Origin of the sequence: Lysinibacillus sp. 2017 (assembly GCF_003073375.1) — a bacterium.
Taxonomy (GTDB): Bacteria; Bacillota; Bacilli; order Bacillales_A; family Planococcaceae; genus Solibacillus.
The window spans coordinates 1594652-1613057 of record NZ_CP029002.1; the positions used below are offsets into that span (position 1 = coordinate 1594652).

Genomic DNA, 18406 nt, shown 5'->3' on the forward strand with positions numbered 1-18406 from the left:
ATTTTGTGTTTTTTTTATGCAAATTTTTATGAATACTCCATATATAATGCAAAACCAATCAAAAACTCCATCTCTTAAAAGAAACGATGGTGGATTCTCGGTATCAATCTTTTTAAGTTAATGCGATTAATGAATCACTTAAACTAAATGGTAGTAGGCGTTTATATTATTCCTTTTCAATATAAAGATAGTACTCAATTTTGTTTACGAGTAAATTTCTTCTCAATTGAAATCATTTATCCCATTGCTAATATGTATAATTTTCTGAATAGTCGAATATATACTACCATACAAGTATATTAATATGTTACTGATGAAAGGGGCGAGTGTTCTGATAACGGGTAATTTAAACAGCCGTAGAAATTTTTCGACTAGGGATCATGTATATGAAACATTAAGAGAAAGTATTATTAAGTTGGAATTGAAGCCAGGGCAGAGTATTTCAGAGAAAGAAATATCAGCGTTATTGAATGTTAGTAGAACGCCTGTTCGAGAAGCGTTTGTAAAATTAGCGCAAGAAGAGTTGTTAGAAGTATATCCTCAACGTGGTACATTCATTTCATTAATTGATTTGGAATACGTAGAGGAAGTTAGATTTATCCGAGAGTTGCTTGAGAGGGCGTCAGCAAAGCTAGCAGCCGAAAATTCTAGCGATGTAGATTTTGTTTTATTGAGAGAGAATTTACAAAGACAGAAATTTTGTATGGATGAGAAAAACTATATGAAACTTTTTGAGTTGGATGAGGAGTTTCATCATATTATCTCCATTGGAGCGGGTAAACCAAGAATTTGGTCTGTTTTACAAAATTTCAATGCGCATTTAAATCGTATTCGTATGTTGAGTTTAGCTTCAAATTATAACTGGGACCAAATTTTGTCACAACATCTTGTTATTGCAGGAGCGATAGAGAATGGTGATGGAATGTTAGCTGATGAGGCGATGGGGGAGCATTTACGGAAACTTCGATTTGAATTGGATTCTTTAAAAGAAGGGTATCCAACGTATTTTAAGTAATTATAAATAAAAATGTAAGCGCTTTAAATTCAAACAAATTAGGGGGAAATTAGTATGAAATTAAAAAGTGGTTTCTTATTAAGTATGATATTCATTGTTGTAACGCTATTAGCGGCATGCTCAGAAGATAGCAGTACAGAAGCAAGTTCAGATAAGGTTTATACGCTTAAAATCAACACAGCTTTGGCTGCTACTGATCCGATTTATCAAGGATTAGAAGAATTCAAAGAACAAGTAGCAGAAAAAACTAATAATCAAGTAGTAATTGAAATTTATGGTAATGGGGCGTTGGGCGATGACAGTGATGTTCTTGAACAAGCTAAAGTAGGGGCGAACGTTGCGGTATTAGTAGATGCTGGACGTCTAGCAGAATTAGTACCTGAAATTGGGATTCTTTCTGCTCCATACATTGTTGACAGTTACGAAGAAGGAAATAAAGTTGCACAATCTGATTTGTTTAAAGGATGGTCTGACAAACTTGCAACGGAACATAACCTTCAGATTTTATCATTTAACTGGTATCAAGGGGATCGTCATTTCCTTACAAATAAGAAAATCGAGAAACCTGCAGATTTAAAAGGCTTAAAAATCCGTACTCCTGGAGCTACTGTGTGGACAGAAACTATTTCTGCAATGGGGGCAAGTCCAGCAGGTATGGCATTTTCTGAAGTATATCCAGGTATCCAACAAGGGGTAATTGATGGTGCAGAAGCGCAGCATCCAGCTTCTTATGGTGCAAACTTGCATGAAGTTGTTAAATATATCACGAAGACTAGTCACTTCCAACTAATCACGGGCATTGTAGCTGGTGCAGATTGGATGGCAGAATTACCGGAAGAATATCAAAAAATTGTTTATAAAGAAGCATTAAAAGCAGGTGAAGAAGCTTCTGAAAATACGATTGCACTACTGGCAGATTTCGAATCGAAAATGAAAGATGCTGGTGTTGAGGTTAATGAAGTAGACATCGAACCGTTTAAACAATTAACAGAATCGGTTTACTATAAAATTGATGGATATGCAGAATTAAGAGAAGAAGTGAACAAAATCCTAGGGAAGTAGGGAATGCAATGGTAAAACAGGCTGCTGGAATTTATATAAAATTCGAAAACTTTCTAACAAACTTTTTACTTGTAGCAATTGTATTCTTTGTTTTCTTAGCAGCAATTATGAGATGGGCTGGATTGCCCCTCTCATGGTCTGTTGAATTTGCACAATTACTGTTCGTTTGGGTCATTTTTTTAGGGTCGAATCGGACGCTGAGAGAAAGAAAACATATAACAGTCGATATCTTTGTAAAAGTTCTACCTCTAAAGGTAAGGAGGATTATAGAAGTTTTGACAAAGATTTTGGTTATAGCATTTTTAGTCTTTCTAACAATATATGGTTTCCAACTCAGTGTTGAAAACTCAGCTAGACAAATTAGTAATCTTCCTTTGAGTTATTCTTTTATAACATTAGCAGTACCAATAGGAAGTGTATTAATGATTTGTACGATTTTGGCTCAATTAAAGGAAGAATTGAGCAGCATAAAGTCATCTAATGAATTGAAATCGTAGGGAGGGAATCATTTGTTAATAGTTGCAATTGTATTTTTAACCTTGTTATTCCTGAACATGCCTGTTGCATTTGCTATAGGTATAGGAAGTCTTATGTATTTCTTTATTGGATCTAATTTACCGATAGAAATTACAACTCAGCGAATGGTAGCAGGAACTCAGTCATTCCCTCTGTTAGCGGTTCCTTTCTTTATCTTAGCAGGTAATTTAATGAATGCTTCTGGTATTACGGAAAGACTTATTCGATTTTCAAATGCACTGACAGGACATCTTCAAGGAAGCTTGGCTCATGTATCTATTGTATTAAGTACGGTAATGGGTGGGGTTTCGGGTTCTGCAAATGCAGATGCAGCAATGCAAAGTCGTATCCTAGGTCAGAAAATGATTGACCGTGGTTATTCAGGTGGTTATTCTGCTTCAGTTATTGCAATTAGCTCCTTAATTACTGCAACGATTCCGCCAAGTATCGGTCTTATTCTATATGGTTATGTTGGGCAGGTATCTATTGGGAAACTATTTTTAGCAGGAATTATTCCTGGATTACTAATGATGGTGATTTTAATGGTTATCTCTTATATAATTGCCAGAAAAAGAGGCTATGACAGTAATAACGAACAAAGGCGAGCTACATTACCTGAAATTGGTGAAACACTAAAAGAAAGTATTTGGGCTTTAATGTTCCCTGTAATTTTAGTAGTCGGAATCAGATTTGGAATTTTTACAGCATCTGAAGCAGGTGCTTTTGCAGTTGTTTATGCCATTGTTATTGGCTTCTTCGTTTATAAAGAGTTAAATTGGAAAAACTTTAAAGAAGCACTTTCTCAATCTATCACAGACAATGCTTCTATTTTATTAATCATCTCAGTTTCTTCAATCCTAGGTTTCTTAATTACTTATGATAGATTACCACAAAATGCAGCTGATTTCTTAATTGGTGTAACGACTAACGGAAGTCTCATGGTCATTTTAATTCTAATCTTCTTAGTCATTGCAGGGATGTTTATTGAGTCAACAGTTCTAGTTCTTTTATTAACACCAATATTCTTACCAGTAGTCCAACAAGTAGGGATTGACCCAGTACATTTTGGAATACTGATGATGACAATCGTTACGTTTGGTGGTATGACTCCACCAGTAGGGGTCACGATGTATACGACGACATCCATTATGAAGGTACCACTAGAAGATTATATTAAAGAGTCTATTCCATTTATATTAGGCGTATTTTTATTAGTTCTAATTTTAACCTTCTTCCCATCACTAGTTATGTTCTTACCAGATCTATTTATGTAATGAAAGGGGAAATATAAATGAAACCCTTTAAGGATGAACACTTTTTATTAAAAACAAAAACGGCTCAAAAATTGTTCCATGAATATGCAAAAGAGATGCCGATAATTGATTACCACTGTCATCTCTCTGCAAAAGAAATAGCTGAGAATAAGGCTTTTCAAGATCTTTCAGAAATTTGGTTACAGGGAGACCATTACAAATGGCGTGCTTTGAGAGCCAATGGTGTTGAAGAGCGCTTTATAACTGGAGATGCTACTGCAAAAGAAAAATTTGATAAATGGGCAGCTACAGTTCCTTATACTATGGGCAATCCGCTTTTTCACTGGACTGCTTTGGAGTTGGATAAATACTTTGGTATTGATAAAATTTTAACTCCAAATACAGCTGATGAAATATGGGAGCGATGCAATAATCAACTGAATACAAAACAATTTACATCAAGGGCACTAATAGAGAAATCTAATGTTCATGTAATATGTACAACGGATGACCCAATAGATGATTTACAGTATCACCGTTCTCTAAAAGAAGAAGGCTATCGAGTTAAGGTACTGCCAACTTTTAGACCAGATGGCGCTCTGGGAATTGAACTTGAAACTTTCTCACAATGGATTATCAATCTTATAACAGTTTCTGGCGTAAATATAATATCGTACAAGGATTTTTTAATTGCCCTTAAACAACGTATTCAATACTTTGATGAACTAGGATGCAAGCTTTCGGATCATGGTCTAGATGCTTCTTTCTATCATTTATTTTCGGCAGAGGAGATAGAGGTTATTTTCCAAAAAGGGCTAAAGAATGATGCTCTTACGGAAAAAGAAGTAATTCAGTTTAAAACTTCCACACTTATAGAACTCGGAAAAATGTATGCAGAAAAGGGCTGGGCAATGCAGCTTCATATAGGCGCCATTCGAAATAATAATAGAAGAATGTTAGAGTGTGTTGGACAAAATACAGGTTATGATTCTATTCATGATTTTACATATTCGGCAGATCTTTCTCAGTTTTTAGACGCCCTTGATTATACAAATGAGTTACCTAAGACGATTATCTACAACTTGAATCCAAGGGATAATTACATGATTGGTTCAATGATCGGTAATTTCCAAGGGGGAATCCCAGGAAAAATGCAGTTTGGGACAGCCTGGTGGTTTGGGGATCAACGAGATGGAATGGTTGAACAAATTAAAGTATTAGCAAATACAGGTTTACTAGCACGCTTTGTCGGTATGTTAACAGATTCACGTAGTTTTCTATCCTATACTCGACATGAATATTTCCGTAGAATCCTCTGTGATGTTATAGGAGAGTGGGTAGAAAATGGCGAGTTTCCAGCCGACTATGAGTTGTTAGGAAACATCATTAAGGATATTTGCTATTTTAATATTAAAAACTATTTATCTTTAGAAATATAAGGATTGTTAGGTGATATAAATGGAGATGGTTTTTAGGTGGTTTGGAGAAGGTAATGATCATGTACGATTAGAGCAAATTAAGCAAATTCCGGATGTAAAAGGGATAGTTTGGTCTCTTCATCATGAAGCAGCAGGAGAAAAATGGCCGTTAAATAAAATCAAGGAAGTTCAAGCGCAAGCACATGCACATAATCTCCATATTGAGGTAGTAGAAAGTGTTAATATTCATGAAGATATCAAGCTTGGACGCCCTTCTAGAGATCATTATATTCACAATTATAAAGAAACCATAAGAGAACTGGCTAAGGTTGGAGTGAAAGTGATTTGTTATAATTTTATGCCAGTATTTGATTGGATTCGAACGGATCTTTATAAGAAATTAGAAGATGGCTCTACTGCTTTATTTTTTGAAAAAAATATGATTGAGGGCAGTGATCCGAAGACGCTTGTGTCTACCGTTCTTAAAAGCAAAGGATTTACCCTACCTGGTTGGGAACCTGAACGTTTAGAACAACTGCAAGAGGTTTTGACTGCTTATGAAGAAGTAGATGAAGAAAAGCTTTGGTCTAATTTACAGTACTTTTTAGAAGAAGTAATACCGGTTGCGGAAGAGTGTGATATCAAACTTGCTATTCATCCGGATGATCCACCATGGTCTGTATTTGGTTTGCCAAGAATTGTAACGAATGAAGAAAATATAGGAAGAATAGTAAGCTTAGTAGATAGCCCCTCAAATGGAATTACTTTTTGTAGTGGTTCATTAGGTGCAAATCCTGCGAATGATTTACCAGCTATCATTAGAAAACATAGGAAACGAATTCACTTTGCACATGTACGAAACTTAAAAAGATATGAAAATGGTGATTTTATAGAAACTGCTCATAAGATGTCGTATGGATCTATCGATATGGTAGGAATCATGGAAGCATTTTATGATATCGGCTATACCGGCTATATCCGTCCAGATCATGGAAGAGATATATGGGGAGAAGTAGGTCGACCAGGATATGGTCTCTATGATAGGGCTTTAGGAGTAATGTATCTATTCGGCTTATGGGACGCTTTAAATAAGAGAGGTGAAAAACATTGAATTTGTATCCAAACTTAAAGGGAAAAGTTGCAGTTATAACAGGAGGAAGCGGTGTACTTTGTAGTGCTATGGCAAAGGAATTAGGTCGTCATGGAGTTAAAGTAGCAATCCTTAATCGTAATCTTGAAAATGGTGAAGCGATTGCTCAGGAAATTCGAGCAGCCGGTGGAGATGCACTTGCCTTATCTTGTGACGTTTTGGATAAGCAATCGATTATCGAAGCGAGAGAACAGGTACGTTCGGAGTTTGGTTCATGTGATATTTTATTAAATGGAGCGGGTGGAAATCATCCTAAAGGAATAACAACACACGAAACTTTTGATAAAAAACATTTGAGTGATGAAACAGTTAAAACTTTCTTTGATTTGACGAAAGAAGGGTTTGGTTTTGTATTTGATTTAAATATTATGGGTACTTTGCTGCCAACTCAAGTCTTTGCAGAAGAAATGATCGGGAAAGAACACGCCACAATTATCAATATGTCTTCTATGAGTGCACCATCTCCAATGACAAAGGTACCTGCCTATAGTGCTGCAAAAGCAGGAATTGAAAATCTTACGAAATGGTTAGCTGTCCACTTTGCAGATGCAGGTATTCGAGTAAATGCTATCGCACCTGGTTTCTTTTTAACAGAACAAAATAAAAGTCTACTTACTAATGAAGATGGTTCTTTAACGGAACGTGCACATAAAATTATCACGCATACACCTAAGAAACGATTTGGAAAACCTGAAGATTTGTTAGGGACGATGCTTTGGTTAGCGAATGAAGAGATGTCTGGGTTCGTAACAGGTATTACTGTACCTGTAGATGGTGGCTTCATGGCTTATTCGGGAGTTTAAGGGAGGGTTACTTCATTGGACGTAGTTACGATTGGCGAATCGATGGTCTTATTTACTCCAGAGACAGAAGGATCTATGATATATGCTCCTAAATTCGTTAAAACAATTGGAGGAGCAGAATCAAATGTAGCCATAGCTTTAGCAAGATTAGGACACGATGTAGGATGGATTTCTTTATTAGGACAGGATTACTTCGGCATCTATATCCGAAATACAATACGTGGAGAGGGTGTAGATACCTCTCAAGTAAAGTTTTTAAATGATTATCCAACAGCTGTATTCTTTAAAGAAAGAAAGGCTGAAGGGGAGCCAGCTGTTTTTTATTATCGTAAAGGTTCGGCTGCCTCTAACTTATCACCGAGCGATATAAATGAAGACTATATAGCTAAAGCAAAGTACCTCCATTTAACGGGTATCACGCCAGCATTAAGTGAATCTTGTTTAGAAACGATTCTTCATAGTATTGATGTGGCAAAAAAACACGGCGTCAAAGTAGTATTTGATCCGAATATTAGATTGAAGCTTTGGACAAAAGAACAAGCTACACCTGTTTTAAAGATTATTGCACAAAAAAGTGATATTTTCTTGCCAGGAATTGAAGAAGGAATGATGCTCAGCGGGGAAGAGAATCCTCAGAAAATAGCAGAATACTTTTTAAGTGGAGAAACATCAACGGTTGTTATTAAGCTCGGTGAAGCTGGAGCATACTATGCCAATAGTTCAAAATCAGGCCATGTAAAGGGAGAACGTTTAGAAAAAATTGTTGATCCAATAGGAGCTGGGGATGGATTTGCGGCTGGATTAATGTCAGGACTATTGCGTAATCTATCGTTAGAAGAATCTGTAGGTATGGCAAATCGGGTTGCATCTTTTGCGTTATTGGTTCCAGGAGATTCTGAAGGATACCCGTACGAGTTTCAAATTAATCCTGAATATAAACAAATTCAGCGATAGGAGAGTATATATGGATATAAAGAGTTGTACGATTATCCCTGTTTTAAGAAAAATTCCCTATCATGAAAGTACCTCTATAGTAGATGCGCTATATAAGGGTGGCATCAAAGCAATAGAAATAACAATGGAAACGCAGCACGCAGAGGAAATAATAAGAGAGACATTAGCAAGGTATGAAGGAAAAATGCTTGTTGGAGCGGGAACGGTCTTAACTGTAGAAGATGCTAAACGAGCTATTAAAGCTGGAGCACAATTTCTAGTGTCTCCTGCATTAGATATAGAAGTATTGAAGTTTGCAGTCAGCCAACAAGTGTTATTTATTCCAGGGGTGCTAACACCTTCAGAAATGTTAGAAGCCTCTAAAGTAGGTGCTAATATGATTAAACTTTTCCCAGCTTCTAGTGTAGGACCAAGTTTTATTAAAGATGTAAAAGGTCCACTTGGTCATATTGACATCATGACTACTGGTGGCATTACTAAAGAAACAGCACGTTCCTATTTGGATGCTGGAGCAACAGCAATCGGTGCTGGGAGTGCATTGTTAAAACAAGAGTATATTCAACGTAAAGACTGGGATGGCTTAGCGATGGAAGCACAAAGTTGGCTTGAAATAGTGAGTAAAAAGATAGGATAGCGTGATTTAAAATATTATGATTTACGCAAGCTTAAAACTTAAAACTTATGGCCTTTTCTGCTAGTACCAAATTCATAGCAGGGAAGGCCATTTTTTAAGACCAATTATAGCATTTGAATGGAAGCATATCCGAACAGTTGAGTGAATGGTATTATTACAAGGAAAAGGAAAATAAAAAGGGCGTGAAAACATGGCAAAGAATTTTAAAATAGAGGAACCATTTATTCCAACGAATTTAGAAAAAAGTCACTTTCAGGATGTTTATGCCGAGGAAGATCCATATTTGTCAAATTGCATCATCGAAAATGCTGTAATTGATGGTGAGCAGATTGATAGATTAGTTGTATCGAAGGTCATCTTTAAAAATGTAACTTTTCTAAATGTCGTCTTTAGAAAAATAGATTTAACCGATGTAATCTTTGAAAATTGTGATTTGTCCAATGCAAATTTTAACGAAGGAATCATACATCGCGTATCCTTTAGAAATTCAAAGCTATTAGGGGTAGATATAACCGAAGCTAATTTAGGAAATATTTCGATGATTTCTTGTAATGCAAGTTTCATAAATTTAGCAGAGACGAAGATGAAACAAATCCTTTTTGAAAACGCCTCTTTAAAAAATGCAAATTTTTATGACTGTACATGGAATAAAGTAAAAATGATTGATTGTGATTTGAACGAAGCAGATTTCACTTATACTTCTTTAAATGGCATAGATATAAGTACGTGCCGATTTGAAAGAATAACCGTTCCACTAGAAAGTCTCAAAGGCTGTGAAGTATCTTCAGAACAAGCAGTTGGTTTTGCCACGCTATTAGGGTTAGTAGTTAAATAAACTTTGCCGTCCTTTAGTATTTTTGGACGGCATTCGTTTTTATAAGGGCTTATAAATCTTCAAGACCATATTTGACGTTTGCTAAATTTTCGACTGATTTAATTGAAGTACAACTCCTTGTAATGATTCCTCCACCGCTATATTTATCTCTACGATTATCTTCTAAAGAATTCTCTGAAACGTTCTATATTTTCAATTTTACCGTGTCGGTCTATAACATCATTAGTTGCATTCGTGAAGATTGGAATTTTATCATTTGCGGAATTGGTAGTTTTTTCGATATTTTGACAAACTATTAAAAAAATAGTTAATAGCAGAGCAATTTCTTTCATAGATAACTATATTCCTCTTTTTTTCAATTATACGTAACTCTATATGGAAAGTTACTATCGCTCATTCAAAATTGATGTTTAAACGAAAGGGTATGCAATTATGAGAAAATATTCAATAAGAACGTTTGATTCAAAAGTAAATCAAAAATTAATTTCGTATCGCATGAATATCCTTTTTTTTGCAACTACGATTCTGTTTTCATTGTTAATTATCAGACTTGGCTATTTACAAATTATTAATGGGGAAGATTATGTGCGTTTGCTTGAGCGCACAGAAGAGGTAGAGATCAACACAAGCACGCCTCGTGGTAGGATTTTAGATCGATATGGTCGAATCTTAATTGATAACGAACCCGAAAATGTCATTACCTATACCAAAATGCAGACTACGACTCTAAAGGAAATGTTTAAAATTGCTACGGACTTAGCACGTTTAATTGACCAACCAACCAATAAAGTAACATATCATGATAAGCTCGATTACTGGATGTTTGTAAACGAAGAAGCAGCAAAAGAAAAAGTAACAGAAGAAGAAATACTTGAGTTTCGGAAGCAAAACCCAAAATTCAGCAAAAATGCAATTAGCCAAGAACATGATCGACGAGTACGTGAACGAATTACAGATAAAGAGTTAGCTACTTTAACCGATTTTGATTTAAATGTAATGGCAATTTACCGCGAAATGCTGACAGGTTATTTTTTATCACCCCAAATTATTAAAGGTGAAAACGTGACAATTGAAGAATTTGCCCGTGTTTCGGAACAGTTGAGCGAATTACCGGGAGTTAATGCGACAACCGATTGGAGACGTGTGCATGCATCTACATTATCAGTTTTAGGCCGTACTACAATCCCGAGTAAAGGTATTCCAAAGTCTCAGATAAATGCTTATTTAGCTCGTGGATACGCACGAAATGATCGAGTTGGAGAAAGTTATTTTGAATGGCAATATGAAGAACTTTTACAAGGACAAAAGGCAGTTGTAAAAAATATTACAAACAAACAAGGGCAAGTTAAGGATACGATTACCACTTTCGAGGGTGAACCAGGTAGGGATTTGGTAACGACAATAAATATTGAACTACAAAGAAAAGCGGAAGCAATCATTGAGGATAAACTGTTAAATTTAAAATCGCTTGGTCATTCGGAATTATTAGATCGTGCATTTTATGTCATGATGAACCCAAATACAGGTGAATTATTGTCCGTTGTAGGTAAGAAAATCGAAACGAATAAGGAAACAAATGAACATTATATGGCAGACTACTCTTACGGAACATTTTCAACAGCGTATGAAGCAGGCTCAAGTATAAAGGGTGCAACGGTGTTAATGGGCTATAACGAAGACGTTATTACTCCTGGAACAGTGATGTTAGATGCACCGATGCAGATTGGTGAGTTAACGTTAAATTCTTTATTTAATAAACATGGAAGTGAAATGATTGATGATTTAAAAGCGTTAGAAAAATCTTCAAATGTATATATGTTCAAAATTGCGATGGCGATTGGCGGAAGAACTTATGCACCTGGAATGCGCTTTAGTCTAGCTAAAGGAACACTTACTAAAATGCGGAATGAATATGCACAATTCGGACTTGGCGTTCCAACAGGAATCGATTTGCCAGGTGAAGCTGCAGGCTATCAAGCAAACCCAGATCGAGATGTTAAATTATTAAATTTAGCGATTGGACAGTTTGATACGTATACGCCAATGCAACTAGTACAGTATATTTCGACGATAGCGAATGGGGGCTATCGGATCCAGCCCCGTATATTAAAGGAAATACGAAAACCTTCAAATGATGGCGAAATTTTAGGGCCACTAGTATTAGAAGTTCCCCCAACCATTTTAAATCGCATTGCAAATACAGAGGAAGAAATTGATCATGTCAAAGAAGGCTTACGCCGTGTTTACTTTGGTTCACAAGGTTCAGCAAGAAAAGTCTTTGGAGATGCTGCCTATACTGCGGCAGGTAAGACAGGGACAGCCCAAGTAGTATATTACGGCCCTCAACATGATAAATACGGAACCGAAACAATTAATATTGTACACGTCGGTTTTGCACCATTTGAAAATCCAGAAGTGGCTTATGCAGTAATCTTTCCATGGGCTACGACAAATTTCGATGTGTCACTTCCTCATGGAAATCAAGCGGCTAGGGAAATATTAGATATTTATTTTGAACTGAAAGATCAATACCAAAATGAAAATATTTCAACAAACAAAGTACAGCTACCTATGACTACATTTTCTGAAAAAGTAACAGAAGAAAATGAAGAGTCGGAATGAAATAATGAGGGTGCGTTTTAAAAGCAAAAACAAGAATAACCCCGTTCGAATTTAGGACGGGGTTCACTATACTAAAAAATAACAATAAATCGTTTGAAAATCTAAGTTTTATTGAATAACTGCGCCCAAATCCTGCTTTCAATAACACTATGTCCTATAACAAAGACGCTTACCTGGTTTTCCAAGAAAGCACCCGATTGTGGAAAATCATTTTTCAACTAAAGCAGTCGATATTTCAATAGTTTGCCTGTTAAAAATGCTTAGCATGAGTGTGAAACCTGCAACAATTTCAATAAAACCCGAAGCAAGAACTTTTACAAACCAAATTCCGCCTAATGGAACATTTATGGATGTAACAACAGAAATTGGAATAATAAGCGAAAAGAGAATACAAGGTAAGAATACACAAATTAGTAAAGGTAGGTTAATTTGAAAAGTCCATTTCTTAATGCAAATTAATGATAAATAGATCCCCCAAATAAAATGAATAAGAAAATTAGCCCAAAATTTAGGTGATATATTAAAACTGGAAGCTGAGAATGAATCTATTTGTTTATCAATATCAAAACTTATGATTGTTAATAACAATAGACCAACAACCCAGGCTAACTTCCATAAATACGGTATTAATTTCTTCATGAACAGTCCCCCTTCATTTTTCAATTTATAAATAAACTTTCTGTTTCCTTATGCCAATCCTTCTACAACTAACCTGACCATTTAGTTTAAGTATTTCTTCACAAAGTCATCTTGATTTTAACATAAATATCCAGCTCATTAAAATGTAATTAAACACCGGAAGAGCTAAACGATTTTACAAAAGTAACGGAAGAAAATTTGGGACAGGCAAATGGATATGTGTAATTTTTTATGCATTGAGTAAAAAACATGTATGCGATTCAGCATGATGATGCGTTAACGGCTATTAACCAGCAAAAAGCAAACCGTATTTTAATTTTTGAAAGTCATCAGTAAAATATTTTTCTAATAAAATGAATCTTTTTCCTATGCTCATTCGTTAATATACTATTTCATACATAGTAGGGAGAGAGATTTCATGAAAAAGGGATTATTTATTAGCGTCATTTTATGCGCGACTATTGTATTATCTGGTTGTAACTGGCTTGAGATGAAGTTCGGTAATATTAAAGAACAATTCGTTGGGCGTGAGTTAACGATTCAAACATATGACGAAAACAGTCAGTTAATTGATCGCGTACAAGGGAAAAGTGTTAGTATTGAAGCGGATGACAAGTTTAGTTTAAAGGACAAGGAAGGCAATACGGTTGAAAAATCTTCTGTCTTAAATATTACGGTCGGTGGTAAACAAATGTTGCATGTCGGGAGTAGTCTAATAGCGTATGAGGATGGCTTAGAGGATTTATTTGATATTTATTCACAGCAAGTCGATTTGTCGAATTTTGATCGATCGGTACCATTTATCAATCGCATGGTGAATGATTTATCGAATTACACAACAGGGAAGGATAAGGTCGTGTTAGTTCGTTCGCAATCTGGACAACCATTAGCTACATTTGCCGGTAAAGATGTTAGCTATTATGCGACAGAAATGGACAAATCTACAGGTCTATTAATTGACGGACACTATTTATTCATTTACCGCTGTGATTATACAATTTATGATATGAGCTTATTAGCAGGTTCTTGAAATTCAAATATAACTTCGAATCATGCTACAATAGGGTAAAAATGTTTTAAAGGGGTAGTAAGCATGATTCAATTAATCGTCGTTATCGCCATTTGCGCGGTCGTTGTAATTTGGAAAAAGCGTCCAGTACAAGGCATTAAAACGATTACAACCGATGAACTACAGACGATGTTGCGTGATAACGATAAAATTTTCATCGACGTTCGTAGCGCACGTGATTTTAATAAAATGCATGTCTCACCATTTATTAATGATCCAAGTGGTAAGGGCATTGCAGTGCTACCAAAAGATAAAGAGATTGTCGTGATGTGTCGTTCTGGAATCCGTTCACTTGATACGTGTAAAGAGCTGAAAAAACTTGGCTACCCACGCATTACAAATGTTAAAGGTGGCATTAGTTCGTATCAACAGCGCGGCGACATTTAATAAAAACCGGGTTAAAAAAATGAGGTAAGTGCTTTGCAAAAAGTCGAGAATATTTATTTAGAAGCAGGAAATAATGCCGTACTTCTATTACATAGTTTTACGAGTAATGCCAAAGAAATGCGTCATTTAGCAACTGCATTTCACGAAGCGGGGTATACATGTTCTGCACCGAATTTAGCAGGTCATGGGACTAGCCCAGAAAAATTGTTTGCTTCTTCGATGGAAGATGTGTGGCAAGGGGCAAAGGAAGCGTTCGAACAATTAATGGAAAAAGGGCATGAGGAAATAGTTGTAGTAGGTCAGTCTCTTGGGGGCGTATTGGGAATCCGTTTAGCCAATACTTTCGAAGCGTGTAAAGCTTTATGTATTATATCTTCACCTGTTATTGAGCGACCTATAGAGGGCTTAGAAAAACGTGTTGAGCATTTTTCTAAGCGTTATTTTTTAAATAAAGGGACATCAGAGGACGAATTACAGGTGTTTTTAGGAAAACATTTCCCACGGCCACCTGAAAAATTAATCGCGCTCCAACAATTTATTGTAAGAACAGGTTTGATGCTACCACAACTAAAACAGCCGCTCTATTTAGCAAAGGGCGCACTTGATGATATCGTATTTATGGAAAGCATTGATTTGATTGAAAAAACCGTACAGAGTGAAATCGTCATAAAGAAATTATACGAAAATAGCGGACATCTCATTACATTAGGAAAAGAACGTGAGGAATTAGCGGAAGATTTAATAGCATTTATTCAATCGACTTCATAAAAAATCACCATCCACATTAAAGTGAGATGGTGATTTTCGTATTATTCTTCGTCTTCTTTATTGAACCAAAGCGGATCTTGGTCATCAACATCGCCATTGTAATTAATGAAAATTTCTTCACCAGCTGCAATATCTTTATAGGCAAAGAAATCGAATGTATTATTTTCAAAGTTAATTTCATATGTTGCGTTGGGCTCATAAGAATGGTTAAATAACATACCATAGCCTAATAGAATGCATGAGCGTCCGATACCATATTCAAATGCATAATCAGCAAGGGCCGTTTTTTCAATGTGCTCATGCTCTTCATTTGGATAGACTAATACAGGTGCTTCATGGAATAACGTGCCTTTTGAAATCGCGGTTTTTGCAAAAACGCCGCGGTTATATTCTCCATCACTAATGGGAGATGTTTTTACTTCAATCATGTTTGTTCTCCTACTCACTTTTAAGATTCTGTCTTACTGTACCATGTATCGCACGACAACGCGTGGATTATTTCATATTTTTTATGAATTATTTTTAAAGAAGGGGCTGATTATATGCTAAAACTGCAATTTGAACATTCTTGGAATAAAGCAATTAGTATGAAGGATCGTAAAGAAATCGAACAACTATTCCAAAACACTTTCGAATTTAAAAATAGTAACATCATCTGTCATAGTATTCGTCAAGCCATCAATCACAAAAACCAAATGTTAATCACCGTACTTATCCATAATTTCACCGACGGAGACATAGCATTTGATAATCGTGAAGTATATTGTTTGCTTGAAGAGGGCAGTGTCTCACAAAAGTTCACCATTCCCGCATTAACAATCCCTAGTCAGACAAGCATGCCATGGACATTTATATTTGAGGATAGTGCTGAATTTTTATTTACAGAATTACTTGGGGTGAAAATTGACGAATAATGAGAAAGACTTCGCGAACGTAAACGAAGTCTTTTTTTATTCCAGTTTAATTACGTCAAAATAGTTTTGTATGTATAATATGCCATGCTTTATGATTAAAATAATCGATATAGGTAAAGTTAAGCTTGTAAATGAATCAAGTTCTTAGTAGCTTGTAAAAGGAGAATGAAACTTGAAATACAAAAAGGTAACAATTGCAGGTAGTGGCGTACTAGGAAGTCAAATCGCCTTCCAATCAGCATTCCACGGCTTTGAAGTAAGCGTCTATGATATTAATGATGGGGCAATTGAAGCAGCAAAATCTCGTCTGGGAAATTTAGAGGGCATATACGGTACGTACTTTAATGACGTAGCACGCGCGGAGAAAGCATTCGCAAGTTTAAATTATTATACTGTTTTAGCTGAAGCGGTTAAAGATGCCGATTTAGTCATCGAAGCGGTACCAGAACGTATCGAAATCAAACAAAGCTTCTATGAAGGATTAGCGAAAGTAGCACCTGAAAAAGCAGTCTTTGCTTCGAACTCTTCAACATTATTACCAAGTCAATTTGCTAAGTTCACTGGTCGTCCCGAGAAGTTTTTAGCGCTTCACTTTGCAAACTCTATTTGGGAGAAAAATACGGCTGAAGTAATGGGACATCCCGGAACAGACTTCAAATATGTTGACGAAGTAACTGAATTTGCTCGTAGTATTGGTATGATTCCATTTGTACTGAAAAAAGAGCAACCAGGTTATATTTTAAACTCATTATTAGTACCATTCTTATCAGCTGCAATGGAGCTTTGGGTAAAAGACATTGCAGACCCACAAACGATCGATAAAAATTGGATGATTTCTACAGGTGCGCCAGCTGGTCCATTCGCAATTTATGATATCGTTGGTATGGAAACACCTTATAATTTAAACTTAATGCGTGCAAAAGAAGATCCAGCTGCACAATTTGTAGCAGACAAAATTAAACGTGAAATGATAGATCAAGGTAAAATGGGAGTTAGTACTGGCGAAGGCTTCTACAAATATCCAAATCCAGCGTACCAAGACCCAAATTTCTTAAAATCAAATTAAAGCCATTTTTCTATAAAATTTCTAAAATCTATACTGCATTCCTATTAGTAATTCTAATGGGTGATGCAGTTTTTTTGTTATTAAATTCAATTTAAAATGTAGAAAATAAAGATATTGTTGTAAGATTTTTGCTTCTTGGTACTTTATACTTCTCTATTTTTAGATAAATATGACTAAAGGCTTAAATAAATGTTATATTTATAAAGTTTCTGTATAATATGAATTAACAAATAAAATTTTGGAGGGAAAATATTGTTTTCTAAAAAAGAAAAGTCAAACTCAAACTCACTAGCTGCGTTTATAGCAGAAAGTGAAAAACAATTACAGCAAGCAAAAGCAGGGAAATTTGATTACACTTATCAAATGGATGTAGAAAATGAAGATTTAAAAAAATTACTAATAAATACAAATGAAGTAAATGAATTGCGTGAGACATATGAATGCGTATTGCGTCAAAAATTATTTAATTTAACAACGATTAATCAGGTCGGTTTTTGGGAGCTGAAACTACCAACTGGTGATTTCAATAATGAGGAAAATGAATTCATCATTGATTCTACATTGAAGCGTGTATTAGGTTACGACGATTCAGAGTTAAATCGGGGTTTAGCTGATTTAGAAACACTGGTTCCTGAAAATTACGGTGAGCAAGTATTATCTGGTATGATGGCTCATTTAAATGATAAATCAGGCAAAACACCATTTGATTTAGAGCATCCAATGCGTTTTAAAGATGGACAATATCGTTGGGTACATACTTTCGGTACGGCGAAACGTCATTCAGATGGTGCGCCATACCGTATGATTGCGACCATTACAAATATTCATGAACAGAAAGTGAATTCTGAAGAGCTTGAAGGCTTTGTTACACGATATGATTTAATCAATGAAGCACTTATAGAAGCTCCGTGGGATATGACGATTGAACAATCGGATCCAATGAATACTAATAACAACTTTTGGTGGAGTCCTCAGTTCCGCAAAACACTAGGCTTTAAAGATGAAAGTGATTTTCCAAATGTTATGAGCTCATGGAGTGATCGATTACATCCAGAAGATAAAGAAAATGCATTACAAGCGTTTACGAATCATTTAATGGATTATTCAGGACGTACCCCATTTGAAGAGGATTACCGTTTACAGCTAAAATCGGGTGAATATGTTTGGTTCCATGCAAGTGGTAAGACTCGACGTGATTCTAAAGGTGTTCCAATACGCTTGGCTGGAACAATACGTGACATTTCATTTGAGAAGAACAAACAAGCAAATATCGTAGAAACGGTAGCACGTATGGAAGAATT

18 protein-coding genes and 1 pseudogene are annotated in these 18406 nt (G+C 35.6%); 17 read left to right on the forward strand and 2 right to left on the reverse strand.

Going from position 1 to position 18406, the window contains the following annotated elements; translation table 11 throughout:
- Positions 1–304: 304 nt before the first annotated feature.
- The 11 genes from DCE79_RS07570 (at position 305) to DCE79_RS07620 (ending at position 12262) form a co-directional block, all read left to right on the forward strand.
- Complete coding sequence (locus DCE79_RS07570) at positions 305–1015, forward strand: GntR family transcriptional regulator (RefSeq protein WP_234417359.1); 711 nt, start codon at positions 305–307, stop codon at positions 1013–1015.
- 54 nt (positions 1016–1069) lie between these two features.
- The gene (locus tag DCE79_RS07575; RefSeq protein WP_234417360.1) at positions 1070–2077 is read left to right on the forward strand and encodes a C4-dicarboxylate TRAP transporter substrate-binding protein; all 1008 of its coding nucleotides are present in this window, start codon (positions 1070–1072) and stop codon (positions 2075–2077) included.
- A gap of 8 nt (positions 2078–2085) precedes the next feature.
- Positions 2086–2574 (forward strand): TRAP transporter small permease, encoded by a 489-nt coding sequence (locus DCE79_RS07580; protein ID WP_108712470.1) that lies wholly within the window; start codon positions 2086–2088, stop codon positions 2572–2574.
- Between the two features lie 12 nt (positions 2575–2586).
- A complete protein-coding gene (locus tag DCE79_RS07585) occupies positions 2587–3867 on the forward strand; it encodes a TRAP transporter large permease (protein ID WP_108712471.1) in 1281 nt (426 codons plus the stop codon).
- Between the two features lie 17 nt (positions 3868–3884).
- On the forward strand, positions 3885–5285 hold the full coding sequence (gene uxaC / locus DCE79_RS07590) for a glucuronate isomerase (RefSeq protein WP_108712472.1): 1401 nt from the start codon (positions 3885–3887) through the stop codon (positions 5283–5285).
- 19 nt (positions 5286–5304) lie between these two features.
- Positions 5305–6375 carry a mannonate dehydratase gene (gene uxuA, locus DCE79_RS07595; protein ID WP_108712473.1) on the forward strand — a complete coding sequence of 357 codons (1071 nt, stop codon included), beginning with the start codon at positions 5305–5307 and terminating at the stop codon, positions 6373–6375.
- Positions 6372–7217 carry an SDR family oxidoreductase gene (locus DCE79_RS07600; protein ID WP_199912307.1) on the forward strand — a complete coding sequence of 282 codons (846 nt, stop codon included), beginning with the start codon at positions 6372–6374 and terminating at the stop codon, positions 7215–7217. Before uxuA ends, DCE79_RS07600 begins: the two co-directional genes overlap by 4 nt.
- 15 nt (positions 7218–7232) lie before the next feature.
- Positions 7233–8171, forward strand: coding sequence for a sugar kinase (locus tag DCE79_RS07605; protein ID WP_108712474.1), 939 nt, complete (start codon positions 7233–7235; stop codon positions 8169–8171).
- A 10-nt stretch (positions 8172–8181) separates the two neighbouring features.
- A complete protein-coding gene (locus DCE79_RS07610; RefSeq protein ID WP_108712475.1) occupies positions 8182–8805 on the forward strand; it encodes a bifunctional 4-hydroxy-2-oxoglutarate aldolase/2-dehydro-3-deoxy-phosphogluconate aldolase in 624 nt (207 codons plus the stop codon).
- 190 nt (positions 8806–8995) lie between these two features.
- Positions 8996–9640 (forward strand): pentapeptide repeat-containing protein, encoded by a 645-nt coding sequence (locus tag DCE79_RS07615; protein WP_108712476.1) that lies wholly within the window; start codon positions 8996–8998, stop codon positions 9638–9640.
- 495 nt (positions 9641–10135) lie between these two features.
- On the forward strand, positions 10136–12262 hold the full coding sequence (locus DCE79_RS07620) for a penicillin-binding transpeptidase domain-containing protein (protein WP_369916803.1): 2127 nt from the start codon (positions 10136–10138) through the stop codon (positions 12260–12262).
- Between the two features lie 207 nt (positions 12263–12469).
- Here DCE79_RS07620 and DCE79_RS07625 read toward each other — a convergent pair whose 3' ends face one another.
- Complete coding sequence (locus DCE79_RS07625; RefSeq protein WP_108712478.1) at positions 12470–12901, reverse strand: hypothetical protein; 432 nt, start codon at positions 12899–12901, stop codon at positions 12470–12472.
- Positions 12902–13319: 418 nt separating this feature from the next.
- Between DCE79_RS07625 and DCE79_RS07630 the strand changes: the two genes are divergently transcribed.
- The 3 genes from DCE79_RS07630 (at position 13320) to DCE79_RS07640 (ending at position 15125) form a co-directional block, all read left to right on the forward strand.
- Positions 13320–13931 carry a DUF5052 family protein gene (locus tag DCE79_RS07630; RefSeq protein ID WP_108712479.1) on the forward strand — a complete coding sequence of 204 codons (612 nt, stop codon included), beginning with the start codon at positions 13320–13322 and terminating at the stop codon, positions 13929–13931.
- A 63-nt stretch (positions 13932–13994) separates the two neighbouring features.
- Positions 13995–14357 (forward strand): rhodanese-like domain-containing protein, encoded by a 363-nt coding sequence (locus DCE79_RS07635; RefSeq protein ID WP_234417361.1) that lies wholly within the window; start codon positions 13995–13997, stop codon positions 14355–14357.
- Between the two features lie 33 nt (positions 14358–14390).
- Positions 14391–15125, forward strand: coding sequence for an alpha/beta hydrolase (locus DCE79_RS07640; protein WP_234417362.1), 735 nt, complete (start codon positions 14391–14393; stop codon positions 15123–15125).
- A 41-nt stretch (positions 15126–15166) separates the two neighbouring features.
- Here DCE79_RS07640 and DCE79_RS07645 read toward each other — a convergent pair whose 3' ends face one another.
- Positions 15167–15553 carry an SET domain-containing protein gene (locus DCE79_RS07645; RefSeq protein WP_108712480.1) on the reverse strand — a complete coding sequence of 129 codons (387 nt, stop codon included), beginning with the start codon at positions 15551–15553 and terminating at the stop codon, positions 15167–15169.
- 114 nt (positions 15554–15667) lie between these two features.
- On the opposite strand from DCE79_RS07645, the gene DCE79_RS07650 reads away from it, so the two are divergent.
- The 3 genes and pseudogenes from DCE79_RS07650 to DCE79_RS18960 form a co-directional block, all read left to right on the forward strand.
- Positions 15668–16039: an SLAP domain-containing protein gene (locus DCE79_RS07650; RefSeq protein WP_108712481.1), complete on the forward strand. Its 372-nt coding sequence runs from the start codon at positions 15668–15670 to the stop codon at positions 16037–16039.
- A gap of 172 nt (positions 16040–16211) precedes the next feature.
- A complete protein-coding gene (locus DCE79_RS07655) occupies positions 16212–17105 on the forward strand; it encodes a 3-hydroxyacyl-CoA dehydrogenase (protein WP_108712482.1) in 894 nt (297 codons plus the stop codon).
- Positions 17106–17468: 363 nt separating this feature from the next.
- Positions 17469–18359, forward strand: a pseudogene (locus DCE79_RS18960) (PAS domain-containing protein); the annotation flags it as partial.
- Positions 18360–18406 lie beyond the last annotated feature (47 nt).